Here is a 15,004-nt window from a genome sequence, read left to right as displayed (position 1 = left end):
GGTTCACACAAACCCGCCCTGGGGGCGGGTTTTGTTCTACAACAGCCATTCCTGTTGCTGTAATACCACACGATAACCATCACTATCTTCGAATGTTTTGCCACTGACATCCCAGTAAGGATTATAAGCAGTGACCTTACGAAAACCTGCCGCCGCCATCTGCTGGCACTGCACAACCCATTGCGCTTGATCCGGTATATAAAATACTAATAAGTTGTCCTGCGTCGGTGCCGCCCCTACCCGAACACCGCGATGATGAGTAAACTCTAAATGGTAAGTGTGATGTGGATGTCCGAGAATAACACCATCAAATCCCTGATGATCAGCAAAATGGCCCAGTTGGCTAAAGCCTAGCCCACGGCAGTACATCTCACTGATTAATTTAAGATTATCTGTGGGTCTGGCAACACGCATTATCGAGGTTTTCGGTAATACTGACGGCGGTTTACTTACGTGGGTATCGGGTAACCTCACTGCTTTTGATGGCATCGACTCTCTCCTGATAACACATTTGAACCTAGAGATTAAACATGAAAATAAGACCTGCGCAACCTGCAGACTACCCGGCCATCTTACAATTGCAGCGACAAAATACCCCAGAAAATTTAAGCCCGGAGCAGCGCAAACAGGGTTTTATTGTGTCACAAATGGATGAAAAGCAACTGGATTCAATTAACCAAGATTTGGGGATTCTGGTTGCAGTTGATGATGGGCAAGTCGCGGGTTTTGTCTGTCTGGCCCACACGGATAAACAACCACGGCCACCGGTGGTTGATGCCATGCTGGAAGCCATAAGCCATCAACAGTATCAAGGCCAACCATTAGCACAATTGCGGGTATTTCTTTACGGGCCGGTGTGTATCGATAGCCGCTGGCGCGGCAAAGGGGTGCTTAAACAGCTGTTTAGCGCCGTTAAAAACCATACCTGTCATCAATTTGATGTAGGGGCCGCGTTTGTTAACAACAATAATCCACACTCATTGGCAGCCCATGTCAAAGGGTTACATATGACACCGATCAGTGAATTCGTTTGTCAGCAACAACACTACCAACTGCTGATTTTTGCTACCAACGAATGATGTTACTCATAAGGACCATGACGAGCATCGATTGGCAGCATAAAAGTATCAACTATCATTGACAGCGGAACGTCTATCACCGTGACATATTTCCATGGTCCCTCACGCATATCCCATTGCACGCCAGGATAGTATTGATGCCCATGGCCCTGCCCCGGCACCGTGCGGCTGATAATGCTGCCACAGCCGGACAACAACATAATACCGATCACCAGCATAACAATGCGGGCCATGCTGCTAGGGCAATGGGTCAGTTTAACGATGGGATTCACACAGTTACTCTTCAGGTTTAGCGCGATACACAGCTTATCATAGCGCCATGTAAACAACGGTTAAGACTCAATCTGGCTAATGTAAAACATAGAAAGTGTTAAAGCGTTAGTCCGTATTCACTAATACGCTATCACCGCTCAGACCGAATTATCACTAATAAAAAAACGGGCTATACATAATGTACGCCCGTTTTTACTCAATATTACCGTTACTTCATATCAGCGTTACTTCGCTGCTGGAAACGCCTTTATATTATGCGCGAGTTGGCGATAATACCCGTTCCAAATCTGATACTGCTCCGGCTGCTGCCAGACTTGCTGGTGCAAACGCGAAATCAATACCGGGTCGCTGAGTAATTCCAGACGCTGTAATTTAGCCAATTTATCCGGCCCAGCCTCCAGCGCGAGTGTCAGCCGCTCGCCACGCACCTGCTCGATAATCGCACGGGTATGGTGGCGAGCTGTCGCCATCGCACTGGCCAGCGCGTTATACGATGGGTTCATCACCGCATGCAAGAAACCATTACTGAGCGCCCGCTGATGGTTAAGCTTCAGGTACTCTTCCGTCGCCAGCAATTCTCGTGGTGGATTATACTCTTCCGGGATCAAAAATAATTTAGCCCGTTTACTGGCCATCCCCAATGTCCGACGGCTGGAAACCACAGAGACTAGCGGTGACAGAATCAACGAAAATACAATCGGCGATAACCACCACAAGAAGCGCAGATCCAGCCAGGCCACGCCACCGGCCCAAACCAGACCCAGTAACAATTGCGAGCCGTGACGAACCATAGCTTCACTCCACGGCGTGGCATCATCATCACGTTGTGGTGAGTTCCACTGCACAGACCAACCGAGGAAGGCGCTGACCACAAACACGGTATGGAACAGCATGCGCACAGGGGCCAGTAACACGGAGAACAACATTTCAGCCAGCATCGACAGCAATAGACGCAGCGCCCCACCGTACTCTTTCGCCCCTTTTGCCCAGATCAAAATGATGCTGAGTAATTTTGGCAAGAACAGTAATACCAAAGTGGTGGAGAACAAGCCAATTGCCAGCTCGGGCCGCCACTGGGGCCAGACTGGGAACAGTTGACGCGGTTGCAGGAAATACTGCGGTTCCATCAAGGTATGCACCGCTTGCAAAGCAGTACACAGCACCAGGAACATAAACCACAACGGCGCAGACAGATATGACATCACACCGGTGAGGAACACAGCCCGGTGAACCGGATGCATGCCCTTAACCAGGAACAACCTGAAATTCATCAGATTACCGTGGCACCAACGGCGGTCTCGTTTTAGTTCATCAAGCAAATTAGGTGGCAGTTCTTCATAGCTACCCGGCAAATCATAAGCAATCCACACTCCCCAGCCGGCACGACGCATTAATGCCGCTTCCACAAAGTCATGCGACAAAATGGAACCTGCGAACGAACCTTCACCCGGTAATGGTGCCAGTGCACAATGCTCGATAAAAGGCTTAACCCGAATAATGGCATTGTGGCCCCAGTAATGGGATTCGCCTAACTGCCAGTAATGTAAACCAGCCGTAAACAGCGGACCATAGACTCGCGTGGCAAATTGCTGGATACGGGCATACAGCGTGTCCATACCTGAGGCTTTCGGCGCAGATTGGATAATCCCGGCATTTGGATTGGCTTCCATCAGCCGCACCAGCCCGGTCAAACACTCACCGCTCATCACGCTATCGGCATCCAGAATCACCATATAGCTGTACTGACTGCCCCAACGGCGGCAGAAGTCATCGATATTACCGCTTTTGCGTTTAACCCGGCGGCGGCGGCGGCGGTAGAAAATGCGCCCATGCCCATCGACATCACGACACAGCTCCAGCCAGGCTTTCTGCTCTGCCACACAGATATCGGGGTCATAACTGTCACTCAGCACATAAATATCGAAGTGCTCAAGCTGACCCGTGGCGGCGACTGACTCATAAGTAGCACGTAGCCCCGCAAATACCCGCTCCACGTCCTCATTACAAATTGGCATAATCAGCGCGGTCCGGTGAGCTGGATTGAGCGCCTCATCTCCTTTGATAGTAGAGGATATGCTGTATTTATCTTTGCCAATCAGCAATTGCAGGAAGCCCATCAGCGCGGTCCAGAATCCGGCAGAGACCCAACAAAACAGCACGGCAAACAGAATCAGGATGCCGGTTTGTAGCAGGTAAGGCAGCAATTGCATTACCGAAACCTGCCAGTTTTGTTGCCAGATCTCAAAAGGATCGATTAACGCCCACCCCTGGTAGGGCAGAATGGTCTTCATATAACTGGTCGCAATGGTAGTTTGCAACACAATGAGTATCAGCAAAATATAGCGGCGCAGAGAACCTACACTACGCCATTTCTTCTCGGCGATGGCCTGCTCATGGGTTTGTGCCCGTGACACCGGGTTACGACCCAATAATGAATCCCAAAAACGCCCCACCGGATTGGTCCGCCATGCCTGCGGTGCCATACTGGTGCGTTTGATGGGCGGCATCGCATTAATGATCGTGCGCCCTTCGCAATCTGACTCCAGTTGTTTCCCTTGCGCCAAGGCCTCCGGCCACGCCGCACGCAGACGGGCATTGACTGATGCTAACGCACTGTCTTCCTGGCTAAAAACTCCCGTTGGTGGCGCACTGGCCGCCAGTTGCTGATGCAAATGCTGCATCGCTTCAGGGGGGCTATCGAGTAATACATCTTCAGGTAGAGCATCACGCAGCGCCCCTTGCTGCTGAGCAGTCAGGGGCAAGTCCGCAATATAATCCTGTACAGGAGATTGATTTGACTTATTCATCGGCAGGTAGCTGATAGCTCCAGGTTTCAGTCAGGGTTTTATCACCGTTAACCAGCGCAGCACGCATTTCTATCGGTTTTTTTGCGTCCTTAACTTTCAGCCGCAATGTTAAACGCCAGCCCTTAGTAACCGGGTTGTAGCGCACACTGTTCTCGATCAATTCACCGTTGTCGTCGATACTGACCTGTGAAGCTAGCGGTGTATTTTCATCAAGTGATTTCAACACTGGACCGACAAAATCAACCAGGAATGCCACACTGCCATCAGGCTGACGAATCAGATTCGACTGTTTCACATCACCGGTTGAACGTAAGGTCTGTTTGACATAGGCCACGTCCGGCGAATGCAATTTCTCTTCATCGCGCGTGAAGTGCAGGCGGTAATTCAGATCAAGTGATGTTTTTGCATCCGGCAACACGTCTGGTGACCAGAAGGCCACGATATTGTCGTTGGTTTCATCCGCCGTTGGAATTTCCACCAGCTCAACTTTACCTTTGCCCCAATCACCACGCGGTTCAACCCAGGCACTCGGACGCAAATCGTAGCGGTCGTCTAAATCTTCATACTGCGAGAATTCACGACCCCGTTGTAGCAAACCAAACCCTTTTGGATTTTCCACCGTATAGGTGCTGACCGACAGGTGTTTTGGATTATTCAGTGGTCGCCAAATCCATTCACCATTACCCGCATGAATAGAAAGACCATTGGAATCATGTAATGCCGGACGATAGTTCAACACTGCTGACGGCTGGCTTGGCCCAAACAGGAACATGCTGGTTAATGGTGCAATACCCAGCTTCTCAACCTTGTCGCGCAGGAAGACTTTGGCCTGTACATCAATAGTGGTGTCGCGCCCCGGATAAATGACGAAACGGTAAGCACCGGTGGCACGAGGTGAGTCCAGCAGAGCATAGATAACCAGATGTTTGTCATTTGGTTTAGGCCGCTCAATCCAGAACTCACGAAAACGTGGGAACTCCTCGCCAGAGGCCAATGCAGTATCAATGGCCAGCCCGCGTGCAGAAAGGCCATAAACCTGACCTTTACCAATCACACGAAAATAGCTGGCACCAAGCATACTTACGATTTCGTCTTTCTTATCCGCTTTATTGATCGGATAAAGCACTTTAAAACCAGCAAAACCTAAGTTCTTCACTGACTCGGCATCATGCTTGACCGAACCAAAGTTAAAATAGTCAGGGCTATAATTGATGGGTTTAACACTGGTCGCAGTAACTTCGTTGATCTGCACTGGTGTGTCGAAGTACATGCCTTGGTGATAGAACTCTAACTTAAATGGCGTATCCAGTTTGGTCCAATACGATTTGTCATGGTTAAACTGAATCTGCTGATAGTCGGCAAATTTCATTTCGCGAAATTGCGATGGAAGGTTACTTTTTGGTGCCTCGAAGCTTTTACCCGCCAATGTCTGTGCCTGTTTAGCCACATCATCTAACGAGAAAGCCATTGCCTGAGAAGTGAATAATGACAGCAAGAGAGTTACCCCCAGCCATCTGACGCTGTTCGCGCGTGACCCTTTAGACATTCTATTAACGTTTGAAAAAATATTAACTCGCACATCTCCCCCTGTTCGGGTGCTTAAATCATCACAGCCAAATTATTGACGGTTTATCCCACATACCGTACAGATAAATTCAGGTTAGCGTAAATGCCTGAGTTATGCTGACGGTTGATTGTTTAAACCCGTGGCTAAGCCACAAGACTATCTTGCCCAGCTAAAATACGCTATGGAAAATTATTAGCCCTTATAGTAGTGTTTCTCGCCTTACTGATCCATTGAATAACGTATATTGTTATCAATAAACGTTTACTATAAAAACAACTCCGTGGGTAAAACCGGCGCGTTATTCTAATTCCGATAACAAATAGTGAATAAGTATGAAAAAAAATACTAACCAACGGGAGTACTTTCTAGACGCTATCCGCGCCTATTTGATGTTACTCGGCATTCCTTTTCATCTTTCTCTTATATACTCCAACCATCATTGGGCAGTGAATAGTACGCATCCTTCACATCTATTTACCTTACTAAACGATTTCATTCACGCCTTTCGCATGCAGGTATTCTTTGTTATTTCCGGCTATTTTTCGTTCATGTTATATCAACGCTATGAGCGCCAGCGCTGGCTTAAGGTCCGCCTGGAGCGGGTGGTTATTCCGTTACTCACCGCCATCCCATTAATAACATTGCCACAATTTTACCTCCTTAAAAATTACACCACCAAATTACAAGATTGGAATTCATTTACAATTTATCAAAAAATAAATATTGCTATTTGGGAAATGGTTTCACACTTATGGTTTTTGTTAACCCTCGCATTGCTGACGACAATCTGTTTTTATCTGTTCAAAAAAATCAAGAATAACCAACAGTCATTTCCAGTGTTGATAAAGGAAATGAATAATATAGGAAAAATCTCACTATCATTGTTTGGCTTTGTATTAATCTACGCGGTCATTCGTAGAATAATATTTCTTCTTAACCCGGAAATACTCTTTAATAGTGTCTTCAATTTCTTTGTTATGGAGACTTTGTTTTATCTACCGTTCTTTCTATTGGGTGCTTACAGCTTTATCTATCCGCCACTCAAACGGGTATTTCTTACCTTTTCACCTGGTGCATTTTTGGCCTCAGTGTTGTTATTCATCGCCTATTCGATAAACCAACATATTAATACTGCTGAGTTTTTTGCCTTTGAGCTGGATCTTATCATCAAGGCATTGATGGGCGTGACCATGACCAATGTGGTCTACTCTATTGGGTACCGGTTATTAAACTACCCCTCACCACGTATCACCTATCTGGTTAATGCCTCACTTTTCATCTACCTGGTGCATCATCCGCTAACCTTGATTTATGGTGCCTTTATTACACCGCTAATTGACAATAATGGCCTTGGCTTTGTAGTGGGCATGGCCTTTGTTTGCCTGATTTCATTCATGTTATATGAGATTCATCGCCGTATTCCATTGCTGAAATTCTTATTTTCTGGCAAGCCGCAGCAGCAAACGGTGTAATCAAATTATTATTCAAACGAATAATGTTATTGCTAAGTGATATGAATATCGGCATACCGCTTAAGCGATAAAACGGCTACACTGTGAAACCATCATGTAGATGGCGGGATGGCTAATGCCTCACTGCTTGCTCTGCTTTCAGAGCAACTATCCTGTTGATTCCTTATCAGGATTTGTTTCACTTGCAGTGACAACAAAAAGAGGAATTGTGATGAAAAAGCAAGAATCTACTGAGAATAATCCCAAGTCTGATGCTGTTGCAGTCACCGAGTTCGCTACCCTGTTTGCCTTGGTTAGCCGCCTTAGCGGAGCGCTGGACAGCGCAATCACCGGAAAAGATCGCAGCGTATTAGTTAACGAACTGTCACAGCTTTCTGTCGATAATCTTCCTGAACAGGAAAAAGCACCGACAGCAGAAGCACTGAGAAGAGCGCTGGTAACACTCAAACGCGACTAGTTCTACTATCCAACGCTCACCCTTGATTCCCCGCTGGGCAATTAAAGGTGAGCGACCCCTCTTTTATCCTCATAATTTTAATCATTATATAGACTTAACGTCTTTTACATTTCAGCAAAGCTGCAAATGATTCCATTCCAAAGAACTGACAAAATCAGTGGTTCAAGTGAGTAAGTACCACAACGCTATGAACTAAAGAAATGCTGATTTAACACATTGAATTAGGTCATCTCTTCGCATTAGATGAGGTAAATCTGTGTATAATAATTTTTTATAACTTTGGCCTGTTATTCATTTATTTTCGCCTTAAATCAGGAGAACTCCCACCTTGGACGCCATCGCAATTAATAGCCTCTTTTTGATCGGCGCAGTGCTGGTGGGAGCCAGTATTTTACTGAGTTCACTCTCTTCCCGGCTGGGTATTCCGATTCTGGTTATCTTTCTGGCCATCGGTATGCTGGCAGGCGGCGACGGTATTGGCGGGATTGCTTTCGATAACTACCCAGTGGCGTATCTGGTCAGTAACCTTGCGTTGGCGGTTATCCTGCTAGATGGCGGGATGCGCACTAGAGCCTCATCATTCCGTGTTGCCCTGTGGCCTGCGCTCTCTTTAGCAACCGTCGGTGTGGTGATTACTGCCGGTCTGACGGGCCTGGCTGCGGCCTGGCTGTTCGATTTAGATATTATTCAAGGGCTGCTCATTGGTGCGATTATTGGCTCGACCGATGCCGCTGCGGTATTCTCACTGCTTGGGGGTAAAGGCCTCAACGAGCGCGTCAGTGCCACTTTAGAGATAGAATCAGGCAGCAATGACCCCATGGCGGTGTTTTTAACCGTTACCTTGATTGCCATGATCTCCGCAGGTGAAACCAGCCTCAGTTGGATGTTCCTGGTGCACTTAATCCAACAGTTTGGTCTGGGAATTATCATCGGGTTAGGCGGTGGCGGTTTACTGCTGCTCTTTATAAACCGAATAGAGCTAGCGAATGGTTTATATCCCCTGCTGGCAGTTAGTGGTGGGATTCTGGTTTTCTCATTGGCAACGGCCATGAACGGCAGTGGTATTCTGGCAGTATATCTCTGCGGGCTATTACTGGGTAACCGCCCTATCCGTAACCGCTCCGGTATATTACAAACTTTCGATGGGCTGGCATGGCTGAGTCAGATCGGGATGTTCCTGGTGTTGGGGCTGTTGCTTAATCCAAGTGACCTATTGCCGATAGCGATCCCAGCGCTGCTCCTCTCATTGTGGATGATTTTGTTCGCCCGACCACTGTCGGTGTTCATTGGTTTACTGCCGTTCCCAAGCTTTAATCTGCGTGAACGGATCTTTATTTCCTGGGTGGGTTTACGCGGTGCAGTGCCGGTTATTCTAGCCGTATTCCCGATGATGGCCGGCATTCCCAACGCGAATTTATTTTTCAATGTGGCCTTTTTTGTCGTGCTGGTATCACTGCTGCTACAGGGTACCAGCCTGTCATTTGCCGCACGTAAAACTAAATTGGTGGTGCCTCCAGCACTAGCACCGGTCTCGCGCATTGGGTTAGATATTGATATGAATAACCAATGGGAACAGTTCATTTACCAGTTGAGTTGTGACAAGTGGTGTATCGGTGCTGCGCTGCGCGATTTGAAAATGCCTAAAGGGACACGTATTGCGGCGCTGTTTCGTGGTAAAGACTTATTGCACCCCACCGGCAGTACCCGTCTGAAAGAAGGTGACATCTTGTGTGTTATCGGTCAGGAACACGACCTGCCAGCATTGGGAAAACTGTTTAGTCAGTCGCCCAATATCCAACTGGATGAACGCTTCTTTGGTGACTTTATTCTTGATGCCGATGCCAAGCTCCACGATATCTCTCAGATTTATGGCCTTAATCTGGAACCCGGAATCGATAAACAGCAAACATTGGGCCAATTCGTCCTCTATTTATTTGGTGGAGAGCCGGTTATTGGCGATCAGATTGAGTGGGATGGCTTGACCTGGACGATTGCCGAAATGGAATCGGATCGGGTAAGTCGGGTCGGGGTGAAAATCGTTACCGATAAAGCCTGATGTTATGATGAATAAGTGATAGGGATACCGTACAGGGGAACGCAATGAAATTGTCTATTTATGACCATCTGACAGTATCAATTTTATGAACCTACCTCCTGCTGATTGGGATAACCAGCGTACATTTCTGGCCATTATGCGTGAAGGCAGTTTATCTGCCGCCGCACGGAGTCTGAATGTTTCGCAACCGACAGCCCGCCGGCACATTGAGTCGCTGGAACAATGTCTTGGGCAAAAATTGTTTAACCGCACGTCCACTGGATTAATCCCAACGGAAACAGCGCGGGCACTGTTACCCCATGCCTTGGAAATGGCCACCGCTGCCGACGCTTTTGTACGAGCCGCCTGCGCCGATATTGGGTCAGCTAAAGATACCGTGCGCATTGCCACCAGTGAGTTACTTGGCGTTGAAATCCTGCCGCAACGCTTAGAACCTCTGCGCTTACACTATCCTGAGCTGGTGCTGGAATTAAGTCTGGGTAGCAAGATAGAGGGGTTAACCCGCCAGGAAGCCGATATTGCAGTAAGAACCTTACGCCCCAAAGCGTTGCCAGTTATTGCGCAACGGGCGGGTTATTGCGAAGTTGGGCTGTTTGCTACTGAAGATTACATTGAGCGCCATGGTATGCCGCAGAGTCTCGGAGCATTAGCGTTTCACGCGTTAATCGGTCCGGATCGTAACACCTACGATGTCCAGGTTCTGCGTGAACAGGGAATCGATTTTAAACCGCACCAATACCGCCTACGTACTGATAGCCATTTGGCACAGTTGGCGGCAATACGCAGCGGTTTGGGCATTGGTGCCTGCCATGAACCCATAGCTCGTCAATCTGGGTTAGTGCGGGTGTTAGCACAAGAATTCTCGTATCCACTGGAGTTTTGGCTGGTGATGCATGAAGATCTACGCAATACCCAGCGAGTCCGCGTGGTATTCGATCATTTACTCAATACACTGCGCCAATATCTGGCTGAATAAGCGCTAAGTGCAACAGGGCCTATGCGACCCTGTTGATTAATTAAGACAATTTAAAGTGGATAACGCAATATAGCGCTCAACTGCTTACCGGCTAAATCGCTTTCCCGCACCGCCAAAACTCGAGCTCCGGTTGCCAATGCACGTCTGGCAATCTCATCGATAACCCCATATGTCAGAGCATCATCTTCTGACGCAAAAGTAATAATACCCTGATCATTGATAGTTCCTGGGACTTGGCTTTCAATATCAACCAGTAATAAATCAATAGCACCGAACGTTGCCGCCCGTGCCGCATCCGACAAATCATGAGTGACTCGACGTTCTCCTGCGCGCTGTTCAAATAACGGCTTCAGCCCCTCTATTTGCGCCCGATAGAAATTATCCAATACCGGGCGCGCTAATGTGGCAAGTTCCGAAATATTAAGATGTTCTGCATTGGTAGATAACGTTTCATCCACCAGATTTGATAATGAATTTGTCGCCCGATAAATTGACGTCAAAGGTTCAGTACTGACTAAAATAAGCGGATAGTTATGACGGGCAAATAATGGCCGCAGGGCATTATCTATTTGCCGGGTATATTGTGCGAGCCTTACTTTTTCATGTACGCCATCATACTTACGTGCATTTAATGAAGCTTTACCTACTGCATTTAACACATTGTCAGGTAGGTTGGGAACAGAAACGATAGCGGGTGGTGCATCGGCAAAAAACTCAATCAAACGCACTTCATTTTCTGATAATGCCAGAATATAAGCGGAGTGTGGAAATGTCAGTGCGCGTAATAACGGTTTGAGGTGGAAACGCTCACTGATCTCTACTTGGTCTTGCAGTTTATTAGCCAAACGGTAGGTTCGCAAAGTATCAGGCGTCGCAAGTATTGCGAGGCTGTAAGCATGCAGATCCCAGAATGACTCATCCTCTAATACGGAATATAACTCTTCTTCCAATAAAGCCAGACGCCGTTTATCAAAGTTTACGGCCTCAAGCTGTTGTAATGCCTCTTTTATTAAGTTCCCCAGCTGGATTTTACTGCCAGCTAACTGTTGATGTAACGGTGATGTTTCAAGATAGATGGAAACGCAGGCATCGGAGCGTACATCAGAAAGACTAAGAAATTCTTCACGACTTGGAATGTCAACATGTAGCATAGGTCACCTTCAAGAAATAATGGACACGATACTTATATCTTTATCAAGTGCATGTTTATTATAGCCAACCAATGCCACTTTGCTTTCTATCGACATCGAAAAAATCGTTGCACGCTAAAATTGTTAAAATACATTTAACTGCTGGTATTAGCCCTAATATCTCAAATTCAATTAAGGCTAGTACATCCCCCACATTGATAACTTTGCACTATTTATTCTTTATTCGTTATTCTGTCTTATTCTGTCTTATTCTGTTTTATTCGATTAACCAAAATGATCCCCGCACAAACCAATACCAGCGCAAGGGCATTCTTCCATTCTAAAATGCTTTCATTGAGGAAAATGGCGGACAGAACCGCACCTGAAACCGGGATGAGAAAATTGAACGGTGCAACCATCCCTACCCGATTATATTTGAGTAGCAAGCTCCAGAGTGCAAAAGCGGCCGATGACAACAGCACCAGGTAGGCCAATAACAATAAAGCCCGCCAGCCAATGTCACTCAAATGGCCACCAAAGAGATAACCGCCAAGCGTCAACACCAACCCTCCGATGGCAAGTTGGTAGCCTGTCATCACCGTGGTATCCATGGTTTGTGAAATACGTTTGCCGTAAATACTGGCGGCAGAAAGGATGAAAGCAGCCAGTACCACACTTCCCTCACCTAACAGTGAAAAATTAAAATCCATCAAATCGGCGCCAAAATTCACCACCATCACGCCAGCAAAACCCAGTGCGCAGCCAATGATTTTATTAAATGATAATCGATCATTTTTATAAATATAATGCGCCAACAAGACACTGAAGAATGTCCCCGTTGCATTCATGATGGAACCTTTCACCCCGGTAGTATATGCCAGCCCAATATAGAAAAAGACATACTGTAACGTGGTCTGTGTTAGACCTAAAATGGCAATCTGCCTATATTGGCCCTTGTTAAGTCGGCCAATAGCTTTACCACTGGCAACAGCAAAAATGAGTAGCACTAACCCGGCCAATAAAAAGCGATAACCCGCAAACACCATCTTGCTCGGAATGTCATCTGGGGCGATATGAAACAGTGCATAACCATTTTTAATCGCAGGGTAGGCACTGCCCCAAAGAAGGCAACAGAAGGTTGCCACGAGGAAAACAAATTTTTTATTGGTAAAAAGCGCAGGACTGCGGTCCACGTGAACATCCTTTTCAATCAAAAAATGAAATGATGTTTCGTTATAACTATTTCCTGTTGAAAAGTCCCGTCTGATGTCACTTTTTTCTTAAAAAGATCCATCAACTCTCCGAGTACCGCACCTATAGCACGTGGCCATCAAAAATAGATTGTCTGTCTTTTTGCTATTTGTAGAATAATTGAACGACGATGCTGACATTCATTAGTTATTCATGGCGTTGTCTAACCTCGTTCAATGTTTGCACTAACGGACAGAGATCGTGTACGATGCTGGTTTAATTAAATAACTTTGGTTTTCATCATGTTAAAACTATTTAACGTAAACTTTAACAGTATGCCTGAAAGAAAGTTAGACGAGATCTTCACACTTAGAAAAATAACATTTAAAGATCGCTTAGATTGGAAAGTAACCTGTACTGATGGCAGAGAAAGCGACCAATATGATGATGAGAATACAAACTATATATTAGGAATAATAGAGGACACTATTGTTTGCAGTGTCAGATTTATTGAAATGAAATATCCTACAATGGTGGCAGGGCCATTCGCACCTTATTTTTCCGACATTGACCTTCCGGTCGATGGTTTTATAGAATCCAGCCGTTTCTTTGTTGAAAAAAAACTAGCAAGAGATATGGTAGGCAATAATAGTGCACTCAGCGTATTACTTTTTTTAGCAATGGTTAATTATGCCAGAAGCCGTAATTATAAAGGTATACTGACTGTTGTCAGCCGAGGGATGTATGTATTACTGAAGCGTTCCGGCTGGAATATTACAGTTTTAAACCAAGGTGAGTCAGAGAAAAATGAGGTTATTTATCTTTTACATCTGGGTGTCGACATTGATAGCCAACAACAATTAATAAAGAAGATACGCAGAACGCATCACGTTGAACCTCATATACTTGAAACCTGGCCATTAGCGGTGCCAGATATAGTTAAATAGGTTTAATTAACTTTAACTCTATGCCAAGTCTTATCGCATGCTTGGCATTTAAAACACCAAGTTTTCTGACAACATTACCAATATGAAACTTAACTGTACTTCTTTTTATTCCCAATATTATGGAGATTTCCGAGTATGTTTTGCCGACACTAGCCCAATATAAAATTTCGTTCTCTCTAGGCGAAAAGATTTCCCTTTCGTCACCGGCACCATTCAACTTATTGTTTTTACTGTTATTTTTGTGGTAAAGACCCAACATTTTATCATGAGTCAGAATAAGCAGCATTTGAATTTTCTCTTTATTGGTCTCAATGCTCTCATCAAAAGAAATGCTATCATCACTTCCATTAGAAATATTCAGCGTTGCCATATTATGATTATTATCATGAAGAACAAATGTATAACCATTAATGATATTATATTCTCTGGCAAGGTTAAATACGGCTGAGTCGGTTGACTTTATATTAATCACCGAATTGTCGTCCCAAGCAAACGGAGCAACTTTGTCTTTTGCCGTCAAAATAACAGGATCGATAAGGTGGTAGTTATTTTTTTTATATGTTTGTATCCAATCCATTGGATAGTTTGAAATAATAGTCGGGTGTAAGGGTGTTTTCTTATTCATTACCAAATAGGAATAACGCAGATCACCATAAGCTTTTATTCTTCTTTGAATATAGTTCTTTATATCTTCATTAATACTTTCATTGTCAAAATAATCAATTATCATAACAGACCAAGTTTACTATATATGTTGAGCAACGATACAATTTTATGACATTGTTTTCAATAGAAATCAGTGTATAAAATAGACTTACAGAGTTTCCTCACAAACGCCCGGCTAACATTATATGAACAAACAACCTAGACTAAAGGATAGTTTTCCAAACTAGACTTAAGGCTAGCTATTATTATAGCCCTATGTTTATTAGACTGTTTTTGCTTTAAATAATTAGTTTTAGATATTATAGAACTAATATATTAGCGCACAGACGCTAAGAAAGTTAGTCAAAAAAGAATATATTTTCGCCAACACCAGGGGACTTTTA

The 15,004-nt window shown here is 45.3% G+C and carries 13 protein-coding genes; 6 read left to right on the top strand and 7 right to left on the bottom strand.

Annotated features, from left to right (window positions below; genetic code table 11):
- Positions 1–36: 36 nt before the first annotated feature.
- A complete protein-coding gene (locus V1955_RS08625) occupies positions 37–414 on the bottom strand; it encodes a VOC family protein (protein ID WP_442821434.1) in 378 nt (125 codons plus the stop codon).
- A gap of 116 nt (positions 415–530) precedes the next feature.
- On the opposite strand from V1955_RS08625, the gene V1955_RS08620 reads away from it, so the two are divergent.
- Positions 531–1,079, top strand: a complete 549-nt coding sequence (locus tag V1955_RS08620; RefSeq protein WP_442820792.1) for a GNAT family N-acetyltransferase — start codon at positions 531–533, stop codon at positions 1,077–1,079.
- Between the two features lie 2 nt (positions 1,080–1,081).
- Here V1955_RS08620 and V1955_RS08615 read toward each other — a convergent pair whose 3' ends face one another.
- The 3 genes from V1955_RS08615 to V1955_RS08605 all read right to left on the bottom strand — a co-directional run bounded on the left by V1955_RS08615 (position 1,082) and on the right by V1955_RS08605 (position 5,705).
- Positions 1,082–1,312: a YceK/YidQ family lipoprotein gene (locus tag V1955_RS08615; protein ID WP_083163564.1), complete on the bottom strand. Its 231-nt coding sequence runs from the start codon at positions 1,310–1,312 to the stop codon at positions 1,082–1,084.
- Positions 1,313–1,576: 264 nt separating this feature from the next.
- A complete protein-coding gene (mdoH, locus tag V1955_RS08610; RefSeq protein WP_372569299.1) occupies positions 1,577–4,159 on the bottom strand; it encodes a glucans biosynthesis glucosyltransferase MdoH in 2,583 nt (860 codons plus the stop codon).
- Positions 4,152–5,705: a glucan biosynthesis protein G gene (locus V1955_RS08605; protein ID WP_083158497.1), complete on the bottom strand. Its 1,554-nt coding sequence runs from the start codon at positions 5,703–5,705 to the stop codon at positions 4,152–4,154. The genes mdoH and V1955_RS08605 overlap by 8 nt, the downstream gene beginning before the upstream one ends.
- A gap of 353 nt (positions 5,706–6,058) precedes the next feature.
- On the opposite strand from V1955_RS08605, the gene mdoC reads away from it, so the two are divergent.
- The 4 genes from mdoC to V1955_RS08585 all read left to right on the top strand — a co-directional run bounded on the left by mdoC (position 6,059) and on the right by V1955_RS08585 (position 10,687).
- On the top strand, positions 6,059–7,198 hold the full coding sequence (gene mdoC, locus V1955_RS08600; RefSeq protein WP_442820791.1) for a glucans biosynthesis protein MdoC: 1,140 nt from the start codon (positions 6,059–6,061) through the stop codon (positions 7,196–7,198).
- A 211-nt stretch (positions 7,199–7,409) separates the two neighbouring features.
- Positions 7,410–7,655 (top strand): hypothetical protein, encoded by a 246-nt coding sequence (locus V1955_RS08595; protein ID WP_193784638.1) that lies wholly within the window; start codon positions 7,410–7,412, stop codon positions 7,653–7,655.
- A gap of 328 nt (positions 7,656–7,983) precedes the next feature.
- Positions 7,984–9,711: a potassium/proton antiporter gene (locus tag V1955_RS08590; protein ID WP_083158494.1), complete on the top strand. Its 1,728-nt coding sequence runs from the start codon at positions 7,984–7,986 to the stop codon at positions 9,709–9,711.
- Positions 9,712–9,796: 85 nt separating this feature from the next.
- Positions 9,797–10,687: a LysR family transcriptional regulator gene (locus V1955_RS08585; protein ID WP_372569301.1), complete on the top strand. Its 891-nt coding sequence runs from the start codon at positions 9,797–9,799 to the stop codon at positions 10,685–10,687.
- A gap of 50 nt (positions 10,688–10,737) precedes the next feature.
- On the opposite strand, the gene V1955_RS08580 is transcribed toward V1955_RS08585, so the two are convergent.
- Both V1955_RS08580 and V1955_RS08575 read right to left on the bottom strand, forming a co-directional pair.
- Entirely contained in the window at positions 10,738–11,838 is a 1,101-nt protein-coding gene (locus tag V1955_RS08580) for a baeRF11 domain-containing protein (RefSeq protein ID WP_372559296.1), read from the bottom strand.
- A 236-nt stretch (positions 11,839–12,074) separates the two neighbouring features.
- Positions 12,075–13,010 carry a DMT family transporter gene (locus V1955_RS08575; RefSeq protein WP_372559297.1) on the bottom strand — a complete coding sequence of 312 codons (936 nt, stop codon included), beginning with the start codon at positions 13,008–13,010 and terminating at the stop codon, positions 12,075–12,077.
- A gap of 300 nt (positions 13,011–13,310) precedes the next feature.
- On the opposite strand from V1955_RS08575, the gene V1955_RS08570 reads away from it, so the two are divergent.
- Entirely contained in the window at positions 13,311–13,955 is a 645-nt protein-coding gene (locus tag V1955_RS08570; protein ID WP_193784637.1) for an acyl-homoserine-lactone synthase, read from the top strand.
- Here V1955_RS08570 and V1955_RS08565 read toward each other — a convergent pair.
- Positions 13,948–14,685 carry a helix-turn-helix transcriptional regulator gene (locus V1955_RS08565; protein WP_083158490.1) on the bottom strand — a complete coding sequence of 246 codons (738 nt, stop codon included), beginning with the start codon at positions 14,683–14,685 and terminating at the stop codon, positions 13,948–13,950. The two genes, V1955_RS08570 and V1955_RS08565, sit on opposite strands and share 8 nt — an antisense overlap.
- Between the last annotated feature and the right edge of the window lie 319 nt (positions 14,686–15,004).

Source organism: Yersinia sp. 2545 StPb PI (genome assembly GCF_052217125.1).
Taxonomy (GTDB): domain Bacteria; phylum Pseudomonadota; class Gammaproteobacteria; order Enterobacterales; family Enterobacteriaceae; genus Yersinia; species Yersinia enterocolitica_E.
Note: the sequence above shows the minus strand (reverse complement) of the source record. Positions and strands in the feature narration are given on the sequence as shown.

Coding starts and splice junctions, on each gene's coding strand:
- V1955_RS08615 (WP_083163564.1), bottom strand. CDS start 1,312: ATGGCCCGCATTGTTATGCTGGTGATCGGTATTATGTTGTTGTCCGGC.
- V1955_RS08625 (WP_442821434.1), bottom strand. CDS start 414: ATGCGTGTTGCCAGACCCACAGATAATCTTAAATTAATCAGTGAGATG.
- V1955_RS08580 (WP_372559296.1), bottom strand. CDS start 11,838: ATGCTACATGTTGACATTCCAAGTCGTGAAGAATTTCTTAGTCTTTCT.
- V1955_RS08620 (WP_442820792.1), top strand. CDS start 531: ATGAAAATAAGACCTGCGCAACCTGCAGACTACCCGGCCATCTTACAA.
- V1955_RS08605 (WP_083158497.1), bottom strand. CDS start 5,705: ATGTCTAAAGGGTCACGCGCGAACAGCGTCAGATGGCTGGGGGTAACT.
- mdoH (WP_372569299.1), bottom strand. CDS start 4,159: ATGAATAAGTCAAATCAATCTCCTGTACAGGATTATATTGCGGACTTG.
- V1955_RS08595 (WP_193784638.1), top strand. CDS start 7,410: ATGAAAAAGCAAGAATCTACTGAGAATAATCCCAAGTCTGATGCTGTT.
- V1955_RS08585 (WP_372569301.1), top strand. CDS start 9,797: ATGAACCTACCTCCTGCTGATTGGGATAACCAGCGTACATTTCTGGCC.
- mdoC (WP_442820791.1), top strand. CDS start 6,059: ATGAAAAAAAATACTAACCAACGGGAGTACTTTCTAGACGCTATCCGC.
- V1955_RS08565 (WP_083158490.1), bottom strand. CDS start 14,685: ATGATAATTGATTATTTTGACAATGAAAGTATTAATGAAGATATAAAG.
- V1955_RS08570 (WP_193784637.1), top strand. CDS start 13,311: ATGTTAAAACTATTTAACGTAAACTTTAACAGTATGCCTGAAAGAAAG.